Source organism: Labilibaculum sp. DW002 (genome assembly GCF_029029525.1).
In the GTDB taxonomy this organism is placed as follows: domain Bacteria; phylum Bacteroidota; class Bacteroidia; order Bacteroidales; family Marinifilaceae; genus Paralabilibaculum; species Paralabilibaculum antarcticum.
In genome coordinates this window covers 1488400-1506354 of the sequence record NZ_JAKJSC010000001.1, presented here as the reverse complement: position 1 = coordinate 1506354, position 17955 = coordinate 1488400, and the positions used below count along the sequence as shown (strand labels likewise).

12 protein-coding genes are annotated in these 17955 nt (G+C 34.7%); 8 read left to right on the top strand and 4 right to left on the bottom strand.

Features of this window, described 5'->3' with window-relative positions:
- Window positions 1-49: 49 nt before the first annotated feature.
- Window positions 50-1459 carry a M64 family metallopeptidase gene (locus tag L3049_RS05705; RefSeq protein ID WP_275108838.1) on the bottom strand — a complete coding sequence of 470 codons (1410 nt, stop codon included), beginning with the start codon at window positions 1457-1459 and terminating at the stop codon, window positions 50-52.
- Between the two features lie 187 nt (window positions 1460-1646).
- Between L3049_RS05705 and L3049_RS05700 the strand changes: the two genes are divergently transcribed.
- The 5 genes from L3049_RS05700 to L3049_RS05680 all read left to right on the top strand — a co-directional run bounded on the left by L3049_RS05700 (window position 1647) and on the right by L3049_RS05680 (window position 6236).
- Entirely contained in the window at window positions 1647-2324 is a 678-nt protein-coding gene (locus L3049_RS05700) for a DUF554 domain-containing protein (protein WP_275108837.1), read from the top strand.
- Between the two features lie 46 nt (window positions 2325-2370).
- A complete protein-coding gene (locus L3049_RS05695; RefSeq protein ID WP_275108836.1) occupies window positions 2371-3810 on the top strand; it encodes a RapZ C-terminal domain-containing protein in 1440 nt (479 codons plus the stop codon).
- 227 nt (window positions 3811-4037) lie between these two features.
- On the top strand, window positions 4038-4760 hold the full coding sequence (locus tag L3049_RS05690) for a nucleotidyltransferase family protein (RefSeq protein WP_275108835.1): 723 nt from the start codon (window positions 4038-4040) through the stop codon (window positions 4758-4760).
- Window positions 4761-4860: 100 nt separating this feature from the next.
- Window positions 4861-5538 carry a phosphatase PAP2 family protein gene (locus tag L3049_RS05685; RefSeq protein ID WP_275108834.1) on the top strand — a complete coding sequence of 226 codons (678 nt, stop codon included), beginning with the start codon at window positions 4861-4863 and terminating at the stop codon, window positions 5536-5538.
- Window positions 5539-5606: 68 nt separating this feature from the next.
- Window positions 5607-6236 (top strand): hypothetical protein, encoded by a 630-nt coding sequence (locus L3049_RS05680; protein WP_275108833.1) that lies wholly within the window; start codon window positions 5607-5609, stop codon window positions 6234-6236.
- Between the two features lie 69 nt (window positions 6237-6305).
- Here L3049_RS05680 and mnmA read toward each other — a convergent pair whose 3' ends face one another.
- Window positions 6306-7478: a tRNA 2-thiouridine(34) synthase MnmA gene (mnmA, locus tag L3049_RS05675; protein ID WP_275108832.1), complete on the bottom strand. Its 1173-nt coding sequence runs from the start codon at window positions 7476-7478 to the stop codon at window positions 6306-6308.
- A 205-nt stretch (window positions 7479-7683) separates the two neighbouring features.
- Here mnmA and L3049_RS05670 point away from each other — a divergent pair, with 205 nt between their 5' ends.
- Window positions 7684-8523: a DUF3078 domain-containing protein gene (locus L3049_RS05670; protein WP_275108831.1), complete on the top strand. Its 840-nt coding sequence runs from the start codon at window positions 7684-7686 to the stop codon at window positions 8521-8523.
- A 75-nt stretch (window positions 8524-8598) separates the two neighbouring features.
- Here the strand turns inward: L3049_RS05670 and L3049_RS05665 are convergent, their stop codons facing one another.
- Together L3049_RS05665 and L3049_RS05660 are read right to left on the bottom strand one after the other, a co-directional pair.
- Window positions 8599-8997, bottom strand: a complete 399-nt coding sequence (locus tag L3049_RS05665) for a DUF6146 family protein (RefSeq protein ID WP_275108830.1) — start codon at window positions 8995-8997, stop codon at window positions 8599-8601.
- A gap of 167 nt (window positions 8998-9164) precedes the next feature.
- Window positions 9165-13337, bottom strand: coding sequence for a fibronectin type III domain-containing protein (locus tag L3049_RS05660; protein WP_275108829.1), 4173 nt, complete (start codon window positions 13335-13337; stop codon window positions 9165-9167).
- Window positions 13338-13706: 369 nt separating this feature from the next.
- On the opposite strand from L3049_RS05660, the gene L3049_RS05655 reads away from it, so the two are divergent.
- Together L3049_RS05655 and L3049_RS05650 are read left to right on the top strand one after the other, a co-directional pair.
- Complete coding sequence (locus L3049_RS05655) at window positions 13707-16970, top strand: UvrD-helicase domain-containing protein (protein ID WP_275108828.1); 3264 nt, start codon at window positions 13707-13709, stop codon at window positions 16968-16970.
- A gap of 59 nt (window positions 16971-17029) precedes the next feature.
- A complete protein-coding gene (locus tag L3049_RS05650) occupies window positions 17030-17815 on the top strand; it encodes a toxin-antitoxin system YwqK family antitoxin (RefSeq protein WP_275108827.1) in 786 nt (261 codons plus the stop codon).
- Window positions 17816-17955 lie beyond the last annotated feature (140 nt).

Below are 17955 nucleotides of genomic sequence, written 5' to 3'. Positions count from 1 at the left end.
TATAATAGTAGATTGAAGGCTGTCCATTTGGACAGCCTTTTTTGTATTTCTAGTTCGAATATTGATCGATAATGAGTTTGATAGCACGTTGACAAGCTGGACAAAATTCATCGTGACGTGTAAACATGATACAATTGGCAGCACTTCTGTATAAGCCGGTTGCCTTATACTGCGCACCTTCGAATGCACCAACTTCACCACTATGTTTCATGTTTGATAAAAGCTTATCATCCCACGTTCTTTTTTTGATAAAGAATTCTTCCATAACTTTCTCTTCAACTTTGGCTTTACGCATTTCTACACGTTTTTTCTGAATAGCAATACTGTGCTCATCATACTTTTCTTTTTCCCAAGGTGTTGGGATAGGTGTGCCTTCAGTTACAATATCTTTCCACTTGATGGTTTCTGGATCAGGATTAGCTGTTACATTTAACTCCCATGGTTCCATGTGTTCTGCATCCATTTCATATGAGGTAGCAGAAGTATAATATTCATCAGCTAAGTCAGCAAAATGATGTCCGAATTCATGAACAAATAAGTATTCCTGAAAAGCATTATTAACCGCAGCAGTAATATAAAGGTTGTAAATACCGCCTCCGCCATAAATAGAGTCATTCATTAAAATAGCAGTAAATTCGTAAGGAACAGCAGCGGCAGCATTACGAATTGTCTTGTTGTCGTAACCTAATGCATAACGCTCAGAATCGAAAGCACCGTAAGTAACAGATAGTGCAGAACGTGTGTGAATATCCTGATGTGGGTGATTTACCCCTGAATCGGGTGATGGCGTTTCAACTGCTCTGATTGAAAACTTGTTCTTAAAAGAAGCATATGGCTCTGTGTTTAAAAGAACCTCTGCGAATCGTTGAGCATCCTTTTTGAATTTGCCCATATCTTCTTTGGCGTAACCTTCACCAAGAACCACAATATCAACTTGTTTCTCAGGTTTTCCGTTTACAACAATATCAATCGTATTATAATGATCTTTAACTGGACTAATAAATGCTCGGTGGTGTTTTGGATTTACTTTGTATGTCCAAACAGGATCGAAGCCATTCTTGATATTACGTTTTGAAATAGTGACATTAACCTCAGCTTTGGGCCATGGAAAACGAAGTGATTCGTGGAAACTAGCCCATTCTTTATCAGCTTCAGGAGTTGTTTCCCATTCGCCGTAAATACTTGCAAATCCACGTGAATATAGTAGTTCGCCAGATTTTGCATCTTTCACTTCGAAAAAATACTTTCCTAATTTAAGTTCATCAATCAAGACTGTTTTACTACCTGCCCATTCGCCATCGTTCACCATTTGATCGAATGCAAAATGTTCTTCTCCTGAATTTCCAACATGATTGTAGTCCAATCGCATGGTTGCTGAAGTAAAATAATCAGCATATTGTGCCTTTGCAAAAAGCGAAATGCCCACAAGCATTAAGGCAAATACAAAAAATCTTTTCATAGTATTTGAGTTTTTCTAGGTGTTTGTTTAGAGCCACAAGATAAGGAATATCTCGGTTTGGAAATATGCTATTCGTCATATCCGGATAGAGAAAATTAATACTGATTTGTGCAAAAGCTTTTTCATAGATTAAGGGCAGCTTTCGATAATTTCTGTATTTTTAGCTTTTTAGTAAATTTAATCTTTTATGATAGGAACACTCGTAAATGTTATAGCAATAATCATAGGTGGTAGTATAGGCCTTTTGTTTCGTACAAAGATTCCAGAACGAATGTTTAAGATTGTTTTTCAGGCAATTGGAGTTTTTACTTTGTATCTTGGTGTGAGCATGGCTTTAAAGGCTAACGAACTTTTATTAATGGTATTCAGCCTTGTCGTTGGATCCTTAATTGGAGAAGGATTACGTTTAGAAGAACGAGTTGAAAACTTGAGCGAACTATTAAAAAGGAAGATTGGTAGTAAGGAAGATAAATTTTCGACTGGTTTCGTAACGGCTTTTATGCTTTTCTGTTTGGGAACTTTAACCATTTTAGGAAGTATTGAAGAAGGAATGGGAAAGGAGCCAACTTTATTAATGACTAAATCTGTAATGGATGGATTTTCAGCCATTGCATTAGCAGCAGTGATGGGCGTTGGTGTAATTTTTTCAGTTATTCCATTGCTGATTTATCAAGGAGGTTTAACTTTGTTAGCTGCCTTGTTTGGTGAAGTGATTCCAGAAGTAATTATTAATGAGATAGCTGGAGTTGGAGGAATATTAATTATAGGTTTGGGAATAAGTATTCTTGAAATAAAAAAGATAAAAGTCTTAAATATGCTTCCAGCACTTTTGATTGAAGTACTATTGTGCTATATCTTTTTGTAAATTTGATGATCAGTAAAAAAAATAGGAACCTTAAAATATATTAGATTTGAAAGAGGAAACAAAAAATGCTCTAATTCAACTATTTGAAGAGTGGGCAGACGACAAAGTTGTGGAGACAGAAATCTTACCACAATCAGGTTCTTATCGTGAATACATTCGATTAATTGGAGAGAAAAGAACTGTTTTGGGTGCGTATAACGCCGATAAAAAAGAGAATAATGCATTTATCAGTTTCAGCAAGCATTTCGCATCGAAAGGTTTATCTGTTCCTGAAATATATCATGAAAATGCAGAACAAGATATTTACCTTTTGCAGGATTTAGGAAATACAACCTTATTCGATTACATCTTACACCTACGAATTGGTGAAGGATTTGCGACCGATTTGGTTTTGATTTACAAGAAAATCATTACTCAATTGGTTCGTTTTCAGACGGAGGGAAGTGACGGTTTAGATTATAGTGCCTGTTATCCTAGAGATAGTTTCGATAAACAATCAATGATTTGGGATTTACATTACTTCAAATATTATTTTCTGAAATTGGCTAAAATTCCTTTTGATGAACAATTGTTGGAAGACGATTTTCAGAAATTTTCAGATTATTTATTAGATGCTCCACGAGATTACTTTTTGTATCGCGATTTTCAATCAAGAAATATCATGTTGGTAAACGGTGAACCTTGGTTTATTGATTATCAGGGAGGAAGAAAAGGGGCGCTACAATACGATTTAGCTTCTTTATTATACGATGCAAAGGCAGATTTGCCACAAGAGGTTCGCGATGAGTTGTTTGATTTTTATTTGCAAGAGATTCAGAAAGTTCAGGATGTAGATCCGAAAGCATTTGGATCATTTTTCCAAGGCTACGTTCTGGTAAGAATCATGCAAGCAATGGGAGCGTATGGTTTTAGAGGTTTCTACGAAAGAAAAGAACATTTCTTAAAGTCGATTCCATTTGCCTTACGCAATTTGGAAACCATATTGAATCGTATGGATATTCCTGTTGAATTGCCGGAATTGGTAAAAGCACTAAAATCTGTTATTGCTTCTGATTTTTTAAAAGAAGTTGGGAAAGAAGAGAAGCCAAAATTACATGTTGAAATAAATAGCTTTTCGTACCGTAGAGGGATTCCTTTGGATAAAACGACTAACGGTGGAGGATTTGTTTTCGATTGTAGAGCAATTCACAATCCAGGAAGGTATCAGGAATATGTTGAAATGACAGGGAAAGATCAGCCAGTAATTGACTTTTTTAAAGAAAAGAGCGAAATGGATGAGTTTTTAACTTCGGTTTTTTCTATTGTTGATATGAGTGTAGATAAATATATCGCACGCAATTTTGCTAATTTACAGGTGAGCTTTGGTTGTACCGGAGGAAGACATCGATCCGTATTTTCAGCAGATAGTTTAGCAAAACATCTACAAGAGAAATTCGATGTGAATATCAGTTTAAGACATATTGAAAGAGAAATAGAAGGAAGTTAATTATGGCCAAGAAACGTTGTAAATTGTCTCCTGAGGAGTACGCAGAAAAAATTTGCAATGCGGAGAATTTTATCTGCAAAAAATGCAATCGTGTCGCAAAAAATGTAAAACGATTGTGCGATGCAAAAAAGAAAAAGCAATAAGAAAATCCAGTAATGTGTTTACTAATAGTGATTTAATGTGGTTTTCACAGTTCACTGATAACCGTTCACTGAAAACTGATATAGATGTTAAACGCCATGATATTTGCTGCAGGTTTAGGGACTCGCCTTAAACCTTTCACCGATAACAAGCCTAAGGCTTTGGTTGAATTAGCAGGAAAACCTCTTTTGGAAAGAGCCATTTTAAAATTGATTGAATTAAAGGTCGATCGAATTGTAATCAACGTTCATCATTATGCCGACCTTATCGAGGAATTTCTTCGTGTAAATAGGAACTTTGGCATTGATATTCGCATATCCGATGAAAGAGATGAGTTATTGGATACAGGTGGGGGATTAAAAAAAGCAGCTGATTTATTTATTCCGAATGCTCCCGTATTAATCTATAATGTTGATGTTTTATCTTCCTTAGATTTGAATGAACTGATTGATCAACATACAAAAAGCGATGCTTTAGTGAGTATGGTAATGCGCGAGAGAACGAGCAGTCGATATTTGTATTTTAATACTAAAAATCAGCTTACAGGCTGGAAGAATTGCAAGACTGGAGAAATAAAAGAAGCAAGAGATGACATGAATAAATCCCAGCCAATGGCATTTAGTGGAATCCATCTAATTGACCCAAATCTTTTCTCATTAATAACAGAGAATGGGAAGTTCTCGATTATTGATTTGTATTTGCGATTGGCAAAAGAAGAGAAAATTCTGGCCTATAAGGATTGTTCAGAAATATGGACAGATCTCGGAAAACCTGAGGATTTAGCTTGGGCACAAGAGCATCTTAAATAATTTACTTATTTTTGGACACAACAATTAAAATGGCATTATCTACAAGTTAATGTACAGATGAATTACTTGTTGTGACAGATCAAAACTAAAAACGAAATTCATGTTAGAATGGTTAATTAACCTTGATAAAGAATTGTTATTGTTACTAAATGGGCAACAACATTATTTTTGGGATTATTTAATGAGGCTAATTTCTGAAAAGGAAATGTGGTATGTGTTTTACATTGTGCTTATTGGTTGTATTTTAAACACTTATGGCTGGAGAAAAGGTGGTTTGATTCTTATCAGTTTAGTTTTGGTAATCGTAGTAAGCGATCAAATAGCTTCTGGAATTTTTAAACCACTGTTTAAAAGGTTTAGACCATCAAGAGATCCAGATTTTAGTCATATGGTTAATTTGGTACAAGGATATACAGGAGGTAAATATGGTTTTGTTTCCTCGCATGCAGCAAATTCATTTGGATTAGCTGTGCTTGCCAGCTTGATTATAAAGAATAGAATTACCAGTGTTTTTCTGATATTTTGGGCAATAATCGTTTCTTATTCTCGAATTTATTTGGGGGTTCATTACCCGGCAGATATTCTTGTTGGCTCTTTAATTGGAATTGGAATGGCGTATTTAGGCTATTTTTTACTGCAAAAGTATTTTAAATCAAGTTTGATTAAAAAACCAGTAGAACGAACCCATCCAATGGGCAGAATTTATCAAATTAGTTTGATAGGAACCTTGCAATTTGTAATGATGGCTTTCTCTGTCTACTTTTGTTTTAATCGTTAATCAATCGATATTTGTGATACGATCAGGAAAAATATTAATAAAAACTATTTCATAAATATATTATAAGAATGAATCTAAAACCAATTATTTACGCTGCTGTTCGAGTAGTATTGTATGCTATTCCTGTTGTGGCTTCTGCATTAGTTATCAAAAGCGATGCAGGAATTCTTGTCGATGGTATTAAGTTTGGAGAAGGATCTTCAACAGAGTGGATGCAACAATTGTTTTTGTTGCTAACTAGTTTAACTTTTATATTGGCTGGTATTCGTTCGAAATCACATAAGGCAATATCTTACCTTTTTGGAGGTGGTGCTTTGGTTGCTCTAATCAGAGAATTAGATGTTTATTTCGATCAACTTTACCATGGCGCTTGGTTTCCTTTTGCTATGCTTGTTTTGGCTATTGCTGTATTTTTGGCTTATCGTCAGAAAAAGCAAATATGGGAGAATTTGGAAGAGTTTTTCACAACACCGGCATTTGGAACTTTTATTGCTGGTTTTCTGAGTGTATTTGTTTTCTCTCGTTTGTTTGGAACCAAAAAGGTTTGGAGAGCTTTATTTGATGTTGAGAAATTAGAGCCAGTACAACGTTGGGTAAAAAATGCTGTGGAAGAAGGAAGTGAATTGTTCGGTTATACCTTACTGTTTATAGCTGCAGTCGAGTTTTTTGTTTATGTTTCGAGAAAATTGAAGCAGTAAATGCTTAAGATATATGAATAAAAAAAGGCATCCAACAGGATGCCTTTTTTTATTTATATGTTTTTGAGATTAGTCAATTACTCCAGAACCAATTAGCTCATCTCCATCGTACCAGGCAGCAAATTGGCCTGCAACAACAGCACGTTGCGGTTCATCAAATAGAATATACAAGCCATCTTTCTTAAAGTAAATGGTTCCCTTTTGTAAAGGCTGACGGTAACGAATTCGAATATCGTAACGTCTCTCACATTCTTCATTTGGCATTAAATCTTCACGAATCCAGTGAATTTCTTTCTTTGGAATAAACAAAGCTTTTCTTTCAAGTAAAGGATGTCCATGCCCCATGCCAACGTAAATAATGTTTTTCACAACATCAGTACCAATTACAAATAATGGTTCTTTTTTCCCGCCAACATTTAAACCTTTTCTCTGACCAACAGTAAAGAAATGGGCACCATTGTGATCGCCAACAACATTTCCATGTTCTGGTTTAAATTCATAAGGCATTGATATAGCTTCCAATGAATCTGATTTCGGAACTATTTCATCTGCTTTTTCAGGCAAGATTTCAATGATCTTACCTTTCTTAGCCTTAAGTTTCTGTTGCAAGAAAACAGGCAAATCTACTTTCCCAACAAAACAAATACCTTGAGAATCTTTCTTCTCTGCAGATGCTAGTTTAGCTTTTCTGGCGATTTCTCTTACTTCAGGCTTCTCAATTTCTCCAATTGGAAACATAGCTTTTGATAACTGTTCCTGCGAAAGCTGACAAAGAAAATAACTTTGATCTTTATTGTTATCTACACCTGCTAACAGACTATAAACTTCCTTACCATCAACAATTTTTGTTTCTTTTCGACAATAATGTCCTGTTGCAACGTAATCAGCACCAAGTTCAAGAGCTTTCTTCAAGAATACATCAAACTTAATTTCACGATTACAGAGAACATCTGGATTAGGCGTACGTCCCTGCTCATATTCCGAAAACATATAGTCGATCACCTGAGCACGATATTCTGTGCTTAAATCGACAAAATGGAATGGAATACCTAATTTTTTAGCAACCATTTGAGCAAAAAGAACATCCTCTTCAAAAGGGCATTCTTCAGATTTAAGCCCAACTGTATCATTCCAGTTTTGCATAAATAAAGCCTCAACTTCGTAGCCTTGCTCTTTAAGTAAATAGGCTGCTACGCTTGAGTCAACACCACCCGACAACCCAATTACAACTTTTTTTGTCATTTCTAATTCTCCTTCGTTTCAGATTGCAAAAGTATTCAAATTTTGGCTTAGTGCCAATTGTCCCTGACGAATTGGGAATAATTTAACATGTAAAGTTACTTATGTATTTTTTTAGAATCGAAAAATGACTTAACTTCGATAATGTTTTATGTAGGGTGATTTTATTATGCCACCCTAAATCATTAGTTTATTAAATACAATAAAAATGAAAAAACTTAGTTTTACATTGCTACTTTCTTTTGTAGCTATATTTGTTTCCGCACAGGAAAAACAGGATACCTCATACTGGAAAAAGGGCGGTACGGCTGCTTTAACATTTTCACAGACTTCTTTAAGTAATTGGTCTGGTGGTGGTGACAATGCCATTTCGACCAATGCTATTTTAGATGTTTTTGCAAATTTTAACAAAGGGAAAAATAGTTGGGAGAATGTAATGAAACTTGAATACGGCTTGGTGAAGCAAGGCGATGAAGGTGTTCGAAAAAGTATCGATAAAATTGATTTTACATCGAAATATGGATATAAAAATGGTGGACATTGGTTCTACACAGCCTTACTGGATTTTAAAACACAATTTGCTAAAGGCTATAACTATGCAAAAAATGAGGATGAATCGGATGTGAAAGTGTCTAATTTTATGGCTCCTGCTTATATTTTACTATCACTGGGTATGGATTATAAGCCAAATGAAACATTCTCAGCATATATTTCTCCTATCACAGGAAAAACAACAGTTGTAAACGATGATGACTTATCAGATGCTGGCGCTTTTACAAAATTGGCTGTGAATAAGGATATCATGAAAAATGTGAATTTTAAATCTACTTTAGATTTATTTTCTAATTATTCTGAGACGTTTGGAAATATTGATGTGAATTGGGACTTGATGATTAACATGAAAGTTAATAAGTTCCTAACAGCTTCTATCAATACCACGTTAGTATATGACGATGATGTTGAGTATATTGATGATGAAGGAATGAACAAGGGACCAAAAATTCAGTTTAAGGAAATTGTAGGACTTGGATTAGCTTATAAATTCTAATTGAATTTTTGAACTAGTAAAGCAGTCCTAGATATTATAAAAGGGAAGAATCAATTATTTGATTCTTCCCTTTTTTTATCTTCTAACCAGAGATATTCCTGTTTTTTCTTCTACAAATAGAAAGTAATTGTAAAGTTTATAATTGATATCAAATCCATAATCTTCAAAAGGATCATAACTTATGTAATTCTCGAAATAAGGATGACCTTGAAGGTGCTTTTGGTTCCATTCTGTCACGTAAATATGATTCCAATTTTTATAATAGGTATTGGAATGTGCCGTGGCGATAGAACTTCTAGTAGCCAACCATGATTCAAAACCAATATCTAGAATTAGTAGCTCATATTCAGTACTATCTTCTGCCAGTATTTCAGAATTGGTATCATTAATAGGAATCGGTTTTTTAAATGCTGATTGAGTAGCACAGCCATACAGAAATAAGCTTGTTATGGCGAAAAAAAGAATCTTTTTCATGATCAAACAAATTTATAAATTGAACTTTGTCTTTGCAGTCTTGAATGAATCAAATGATAAGAGTTTGTAATAGAGAAACGTTTAGGTAATGAAAAGGTTACAGGTTGGACCATAAAAAAAACGGACCGGTTATGTTACCGGTCCGTTTTAATTCTGATTAATTGATTTTATAATTTAATTAATTTTTTAGAGATGATTTCTTCTCCATCTTCGATTGAAATAAAATACATTCCAGATGGAAGATTAGAAACATCAATTCGGTTATCCTCTTGGTCAAGAGTTAAAATTCGAATTGTCTTTCCTGTTAAAGAGCTAATTCTAACTTTTGATTGAATATTACCTTGAATATAAAGACTTACATAATCTTTAGCTGGATTTGGATACAATTTCAACTCTTCGATTGGAGGAGTTTGACTAAGTGGACTTGTAAATCCAAAAGATGAAGATTTTGTAGCCATAGCAGGAGCAGAATTACTGATGTTGATCGTGTAATCTTCTACTTCTCCCTGACTGAAAATATCACAAGCTGTTCTAGCTGCTCTTCTGTGTTTAAGAATAACCCTCATTCTTGTTTGACCTAAAGCGGCACCAGCTGGAACGGAAACATTAGAACTTGATACTCCTGAACTAGCGGAATAACCTGAAACAACTCTTTCGTTGGTTGTGAATTCACCATCGCGGTTAAAATCAATATAGATTTTCCAGTTAGTTGTATACGTTCTCGATTTGTAAGCTGAAGAGAAATTTAAAGTGTAACTATTTCCTGGAGCTACGTTTGCTACCATTCCAGTATAATCACCATAACCTCCATCATCTCCAGAAGGATTGCTCATATCTGCAAATTCTACTAAATCGATATATTCATAACGAGTTGCCTTACCATAAGAATCACAATAGTCTGGAGTTGATGCTTCGGCAAGAGTAGTTAAAGATTGTAAAGCCGAATAATCACTAGAACCACTTGTATTACTTGCTAGTACTTGGAATTCATAAGTAGTTTCAGCCATAGCTGTATTGTAACTTAAATCCGTTGCTGAAGTAGTAAAAGTTTCCCAATTTCCGCCTTGTTCTCTAATTTGAACATCGTAGTTGTTTGCGAACTCTGCACTGTTCCATGAAATTGTGAAAGAGTTGGATGTAATGTCAGAAGCAAGAACTCCTGTTGGTATAGCAGGAACAGGAATGTCTTCAGTAGTAAGTAATCCTACTGCAGAATAAGCTCCCGATCCTATGCTATTATTAGATCTTACTTTAAATTCATAGTTAGTGGAAGCCAAAGCTGAGCTGAAATCATAAGTTGTTGCGCTTGTGTTTACGCTAGACCAGTTACCACCTTCTTCACGAATATCAAGATCGTAATTATCTGCATCAGCTGCTACATCCCAAGAAATTGTGAACGAATTGTATGTAATATTAGATGCCATCACATTAGCAGGAGCATCTGGTGGCGTTGGAGCTTCTAAAGTAGTTGCACTTATAGCAACAGAATAACTACTTGACCCAATTCCATTATTTGCTCTTACTTGAAATTCGTATGTTGTTTCTGCATCTAGTCCAGTTAAATCATAAGTTGTTGCACTTACGTTAACAGCAGTCCATGTACCACCACTAACTCTCATGTTTACGTCATAGTCATCAGCATCAGTCGTTGCATCCCATGAAATGGTTAAAGAGTTATAAGTGATGTTAGATGCCATTACATTTGTTGGCACTTCTGGTGCAGTAGGTCCTACAAGAGTTGTTGCACTGGAAATGTTAGAGTAATCACTTGAACCAATTCCATTATTTGCTCTAACTTGAAATTCATATGTAGTTTCTGCATCAAGTCCACTGTAATCGTAACTAGTAGCAAGAGTATTAATAGTTGTCCAAGATCCACCGCTAGCTCTTACATTTACATCATAATCTTCTGTGTCGGCCATTGCATCCCAACTGATTGTGAAGGAATTGAATGTAATGCTTGAAGCAATGATATTAGTTGGTACTTCAGGAGCTGTAGGAGCAACTAATGTAGTTGCACTAACAAGAGATGAATTAGCACTTGCACCAATGCTATTATTAGCTCGTACTTGAAATTCATAAGTTGTTTCAGCATCAAGACCTGTATAATCATAACTTGTTGTAGCTAAAGCAACAGTAGTCCAAGAACCGCCAGCAGGTCTAACATCAAGATCGTAATCATTAGCATCAGTTACAGCATCCCAAGTTACCGTTAAGGAGTTATAAGTAATGTTGGATGCACTAAGATTTACTGGAGCATCAGGAGCAGTTGGTGCAGCAAGGGTAGTTGCACTAGCAAGGTCTGAATTCGCACTTGCACCAATGCTATTATTAGCTCGTACTTGAAATTCATATGTTGTTTCTGCATCAAGTCCTGAATAATCATAGCTTGTAGTAGTTAAAGCAACAGTAGTCCAAGAACCACCAGAAGGTCTAACATCAAGATCGTAATCGTCAGCATCCGCAACTGCATCCCAGGTTATTGTTATTGAGTTATAAGTAATGTTGGATGCGCTAAGATTAACTGGAGCATCAGGCACAGTTGGAGCTGCTTCTGTAATAACTGAAGCCATTGCCGAATAACCACTTGAACCAGCATCATTATTTGCTCTAACTTGAAATTCATAAGTTGTTTCTGCTGTTGCACCAGAATAGTCATAAGTTAATTCTGAAGTGTTAATGGTTTGCCAAGTTCCTCCTTCTTCACGAACCTGAAGATCATAAGAGGTAGCACCACTTACTGCAGTCCAACCTACTGTAAAACTAGTTTGTGTTACATTTGTAGCAGTTAAGCCAGAAGGAACAGAAGGTAAGTTATCATCGCTAAGTGCTTTGAATGCATTTAATCGACCACTACCTAATTTTCCTGCATATCGAGAATCGTTAAGATCATCTATTGGGTCAGTATTATCAACAAGTTTATTCCAAAGTTCTGTAGGTGTAATATTACCCGCATATTTAGAAATAACTAATGCAGCAACTCCTGAAACATGTGGGCAAGCCATAGATGTCCCTTGCATAACTCCATAGTTATCATTAGGATATGTGCTATGGATAGCAGTTGGATCTTCATTGGTAGTTTCTAATTCTCCACCTGGAGCTGCAATATCAACCCAAGTTCCATAATTGGAATAATAAGATCTTTCATCATTCTTATTGGTAGCAGCTACAGATAATACATTATCATAATAAGCTGGATAATATCTACTTTCTGAGTTGTCGTTACCTGCGGCAAAAATAACAATACCACCGTTCATTGGAGCATTAGGTCCACCAGCATTGGCAATAAAGTAATCGATACCATCTAATACAGCTTGATCGTATTGGTAAGGATAGCTATAACTCCAACTGTTTTGAGAAATAACAGCACCATTATCAGCAGCATAAGAATAAGCCTCAGCAAAACCGCCTGTTGATGCACTAAATACATTACATGACATTAAGCGAACACCATCATTGTTTCCGCTTCCTCCTGCGATACCACTAACACCAACACCATTGTTAGATACAGCAGCAACAGTTCCAGCAACGTGTGTTCCATGATCACCAACATAAATATCACCAGTATCATCTCCAAAGTTGTACCCGTAAATATCATCAACGTAACCATTGTTGTCATCATCGATTCCATTTCCAGCAATTTCACCTGGGTTTACCCACATATTTGCAGCTAAATCAATATGGTCAAAATCAATACCACCATCTTCAATAGCGACAATTACATTTGGATTTCCTGTTTCAATTTGCCAAGCTTCTAACAGGCTAATATCTTTACCAGCTGTTCCATCATTTTGTCCTGTGTTTTCATAATGCCACTGATCTCCAAAAAGAGGATCATTGGTACCTGATGGCAAGGCTGCAGGGGCTACAGATAGGTTCGTTGCTGTACTAGGAACACCTGTTATTTGTCTAGTAGCATTAATTCCTTCAGCAATAGAGATTTCCGCAACGCCTTCATACGATTTTAATAACTGTGTAACAGGAGTTGTAGTACTAAATTCAACTTCGTACCATAAATGTAAGCCATGTTTTTTATGTCTAGCTTCAAATTTTCCAGCATCGCGGAATACTCGTCGCATTTTATTTGCCTTAAATCTTTGGTTTACTTTGTCCAGATTAGGAATGTTAGTTCTTACAAAATCTTCAGTACTTTTTACTTTTAGTTTTTTTCTTTCAACAAGCAGTTGGTTAAGTGCTGTTGCTTTTTGATCTGATTTTACATCAAATTTAATTCTGATAATTCCTTTGTATTTACCATTCTCGTTTATTTCTCGCTTTTGAGAATAAGAAGATGGGATAAATAAAATACAACAAAGAATAAGAGTAAAAATTCTATTCATAATTAATGGTTATAAGTGAATATTTTGATAACAAGACAGAAGTTAAGATATTTTATGGAAGATATCAATACTAGTTGGTTAAGTCAATTTTATGTCGGTACTAATTTGAATAATTATGTTATCCATGATGTAATTCTTAGTGTTTACTATTATAGCCTTTGTTTATGGGGGTTTTCAATTTTAGACAAAGTGAAATCATTTTATGAAAAATTAAACTTTATAAATTATTAAGTAAAATGATTTTTTTTTCATAAATAAGTAATTTTTCTACTTTGAAATAGAAAATATGAAGTGTGCATACTTTATTATCTGTTAGATTACTTCCTAAAATATATTATTGTTATTTTCGGATTAAATTAAAAAGAGCATATGTCCGAATTATCCATTTATCGAGCTTCTGCTGGATCAGGGAAAACCTATACACTTACAAGAGAATACCTTAAGCTTGTTTTCGAGGAGGCTATAAACTATAGAAGTATTCTGGCTGTAACCTTTACCAATAAGGCTACTGACGAAATGAAGTCTAGGATTATTAAAGAGATTCATTTGCTATCCAAATCGGATAAGTCTCCTTATGCTAAGGAATTATGCGAAAAGAATGGATTCAGTCCGGAGGAATTAATGCTACGGGCAAAAGAAATTCTTAATCGATTATTACATGATTACAGCCGGTTTTCAGTGACAACCATTGATAGTTTTTTTCAAAAAGTTGTTCGCTCTTTTACCCGAGAAATTGGTTTGCAAATGGGCTTTAATATTGAGCTCGATCAACGTAAAGTCTTAAATGAAGTTGTTGATTTATTGTTTCTCGATGTAGATGAAGATGCACAGTTGAGAGCCTGGCTTTCAGATTTTGCTGAATCGAAAATAAAAGAGGGAAAGACCTGGAATTTTAAACAAGAAATTTTAGGAGTAGGGAATGAGATTTTTAAAGAGGATTTTAAAAATTTTTCGGATAAATTGGTTGAGAAATTATCAGATAAGAAGTTTTTAAGTTCCTATCGTAAAATTTTGAAGGAGATTAAAGATGAATTTGAACAGTTCTATTCTCAAATAGGAGAAGATGTTCGTAGAATTATTTCACAGCACGGATTGGATGTGTCTGAATTTGCTTACGGAAAATCAGGTGTAGCTGGCTATTTGTCAAATTTGGGTAAAGGTGGCAAAATGGAACCGGGAAGTAGAGCTCGAACGGCGATCGATACGCCTAAGAAATGGACTACTGGCAAGGCAAGTTCAGAAACTAAAAAGGCTGTAGAAACTGCATGCTCTGCAGGTTTAAATGATTTATTGAAAAAGGCTGTTTCCCATTACGATGAACAGTCGATGCTCTACAAATCGACAGATAAAACCCTTAGTTATATTTATACACTTGGCATTCTAACAGATCTTTCAAAAAAGGTGCAAGAATATGCAGAGGGTGAAAATATTTTTCTTTTATCAGACGCCAGTCGTTTACTTAGAAATATAATTGGAGATAATGATTCTCCATTTATTTACGAGAAAATTGGAAATGTATATCAACATTTTATGATTGATGAGTTTCAAGATACATCATCTATGCAATGGGATAATTTTAGGCCATTGGTTGCAAACTCATTGGCCGAAGATAAGCATTCATTAGTTGTAGGGGATGTTAAACAGTCTATTTATAGATGGAGAAATGGGGATTGGAAAATTCTCTCGGAGCAATTGGATCAGGACTTTGAAAGTTTTGGAGTTAATGGATTAACATTGAATTACAATTGGCGTAGTTCCAGAAATGTTATCAATTTTAACAATGCCCTTTTTGCAATTGGAGCGCAAGCATTGCAAAACAATTACAATGGATCAATTCCTGCAGAAATTGCAGATGGCTTAAAAGAGGAGCAAGAAAAAATTACAGGAGCTTATCAGGATGTATATCAGCATTTCCCCGGAGATGAGAAGAAATATCCAGGTTATGTTAGAGCCAATTTTATAGAAAAAGACAATGAATCAGATTGGATTGAGAAGGTTCTTGAGGATTTGCCTTTAAAGATTGAAGAGTTCCAGGAAAAAGGTTATGAAGCAAGAGATATTTGCATTTTAGTAAGAAATGGAAAAGAAGGAGGCCTTGTTGCTGATACCTTAATGGCTTATCGCGCAAGCAGTCTGGCTAAGGAAGGTGTAAATTACGATGTGATTTCGAATGATTCTCTTTACTTAAAGAATTCTTCAGTAATTAATTTTTTGGTACATCTATTAAATTTTTTTGTTTCTCCAGATGATAAAATCAACTTAGGCTTTTTGCAACAAGAATATCAAGTTTATATTCAAAGGCAAGAAAATGAGGATCAAGATAAATTATACGCAATCTCGCATGAGGAAAAATCATTCGAATCAATTTTTCCGGAAGAATTTACTGCGAATGTAGAAGAATTAAAAAGGCAAGCATTGTATGACTTAGTTGAAAAGCTAATTCAGATTTTCAAGTTGAATGAACATGCGGAGGATTTTCCTTTTTTGGAGGCTTTTCAAGATTTAGTATTGGGATTTACAAAGACCGATGCACCTGATTTGAATTCTTTCGTCACTTATTGGGGGGAAAGAAAAGACAAGGAAGTAATTTCAGTTTCGGATCAACAGGATGCCATTCGAATCATGACAATTCACAAATCGAAAGGACTAGAATTTAAAGTTGTTTTATTGCCATTTTGTAGTTGGGAAATAGACAGTACCAAGCATGCAAATATTTTATGGTGTCAGCCGAAAGTAGAAGGCTTTGATGTGCTTGATGTTCTTCCGGTACGTTATAGCAGCACATTGAAAGAAACCATCTATTACCAAGAATATTTTACGGAAAAGCTACAATCGTATATTGATAATTTGAATTTACTCTATGTTGCTTTAACGAGAGCCGAGGATGCTTTTGTGAGTTATTCTCCTCTTGCCGCAAAAAGAGATTTGAAAAATATTGCTGATGTAATGCTTCATGCATTTGAAAATTCAGATAATTATTCTTCAGACTTTAATGGAGATAATATTATTTCATTAAGCGATAATTGGAATAAAGAAACGTTTTGTTTTGAGTTGGGAGAACTTGAATTGAGACCGTCTAATGCAATTCAAATAGAAAAAGAGAAGCGCAAAGAATACCCAGCTTTTTTACTAGATGATCGATTAAAGTTAAGAGCACATTCTGCAGATTATTTTGATTTTTCGGAAGCTGAATCGGTAGAAACTTTTTCACCAGTTAGTAGAGGAAATATTCTGCATCAGCTATTTCAATTGATTGAATATAAGGAAGATGTTACAAAAGCAGTGAGTTTATTGCAATTTGAAGGGAAGCTTGATCAGAAACAAGCTGATGAAGTTTTAGAATTTGCAAAGGAGTTACTGGAAAATCCAATGGTAGAAGAATGGTTTTCTAAAGATTGGACCGTTGTTAACGAACGGGATATTTTATTGGGAAAAGGTGGTGTGCAGCGACCAGATAGAGTTATTTACAAAGGAAAAGAAGCGATTGTTATCGATTTTAAATTTGGGAAGAAAAAGGAAAATTCACACAAGAAGCAGGTTTTGACTTATAAAAAGTTAATTCAAAAGCTTGGTTTTGAGCATGTGAAAGCCTTCGTTTTATATGGAAAACTAGCAGAAATTGATGAGGTGTAGTTTCGATTGAATCCAAATGGAATTCCTATTACCTTTCATCATCAAAAAAATACAAATAAATGAAGAATCTTACTTACTTATTAATACTTCTGTTTGCTTTTAATTCTTGCGATTTTATAAAGCAGATGACTGAAAAAAAACAAGAGAAAGCGGTAGAAGAAAATGCTATTGCATCAAAACCTAAGATAAAAAATGGTGTTAAAAAGTATTATTTTGATACTGGAGAGTTGAAGTCTATCGTAAATTATAAGAATAATAAAAAAGTGGGTATTAGCGAGACTTTCTATAAGTCTGGTGAAAAACAGTACGACATTCCTTATGTTGATGGCATGAAGCATGGTGTTGTGAAATGGTATTACAAGGATGGGAAAGTATACCGTGAAACAGATTATATAAAAGGAAAGAAATCTGGTTATCAAAGAAAGTTTTGGGAGAACGGAAAGTTAAAATCAGAAGCTTTTTACAAAGATAACCTAGCAAGCATAGGGCTAAAAGAAATCAGTAAAACAGATAAGAAGAAATCAACGCCTACTATCGAAGTACAAAAAATCAATTTACTAAAAACGAAACAAGAATATGTTTTAAAATTTAAATTGAGTACTGGTCGTAAAAAGGTGAAATTTTATCAGGCTAAATTAATTGATGGAAAATTCTTTCCTGAAAATGGCGGAAAAGGAATTAAAGAGCTGAAAACAGTTGCAGGTGTTGGAGAATTGAGAATACCTGTTGGGAAAGGTTTTAATATCGATAAGGATATTAATATAGTAGCTGTTGAATCTACAGCTTATCAGAACAAAAGAATTATCAGTAAAAAAGTACATGTTTCTGTACAAAACCCCTTATAGATATTCTGTAATATGACATTGAAAAAGGCTCCATTTTGGAGCCTTTTTTGTTGTCAAAAAAAAACAAATTTTATTTCTAAATAAATCAGTTGTAAATTGTTGTAAGAAGAGGAATGTGGCGATGGATTAACTTGTGAAAT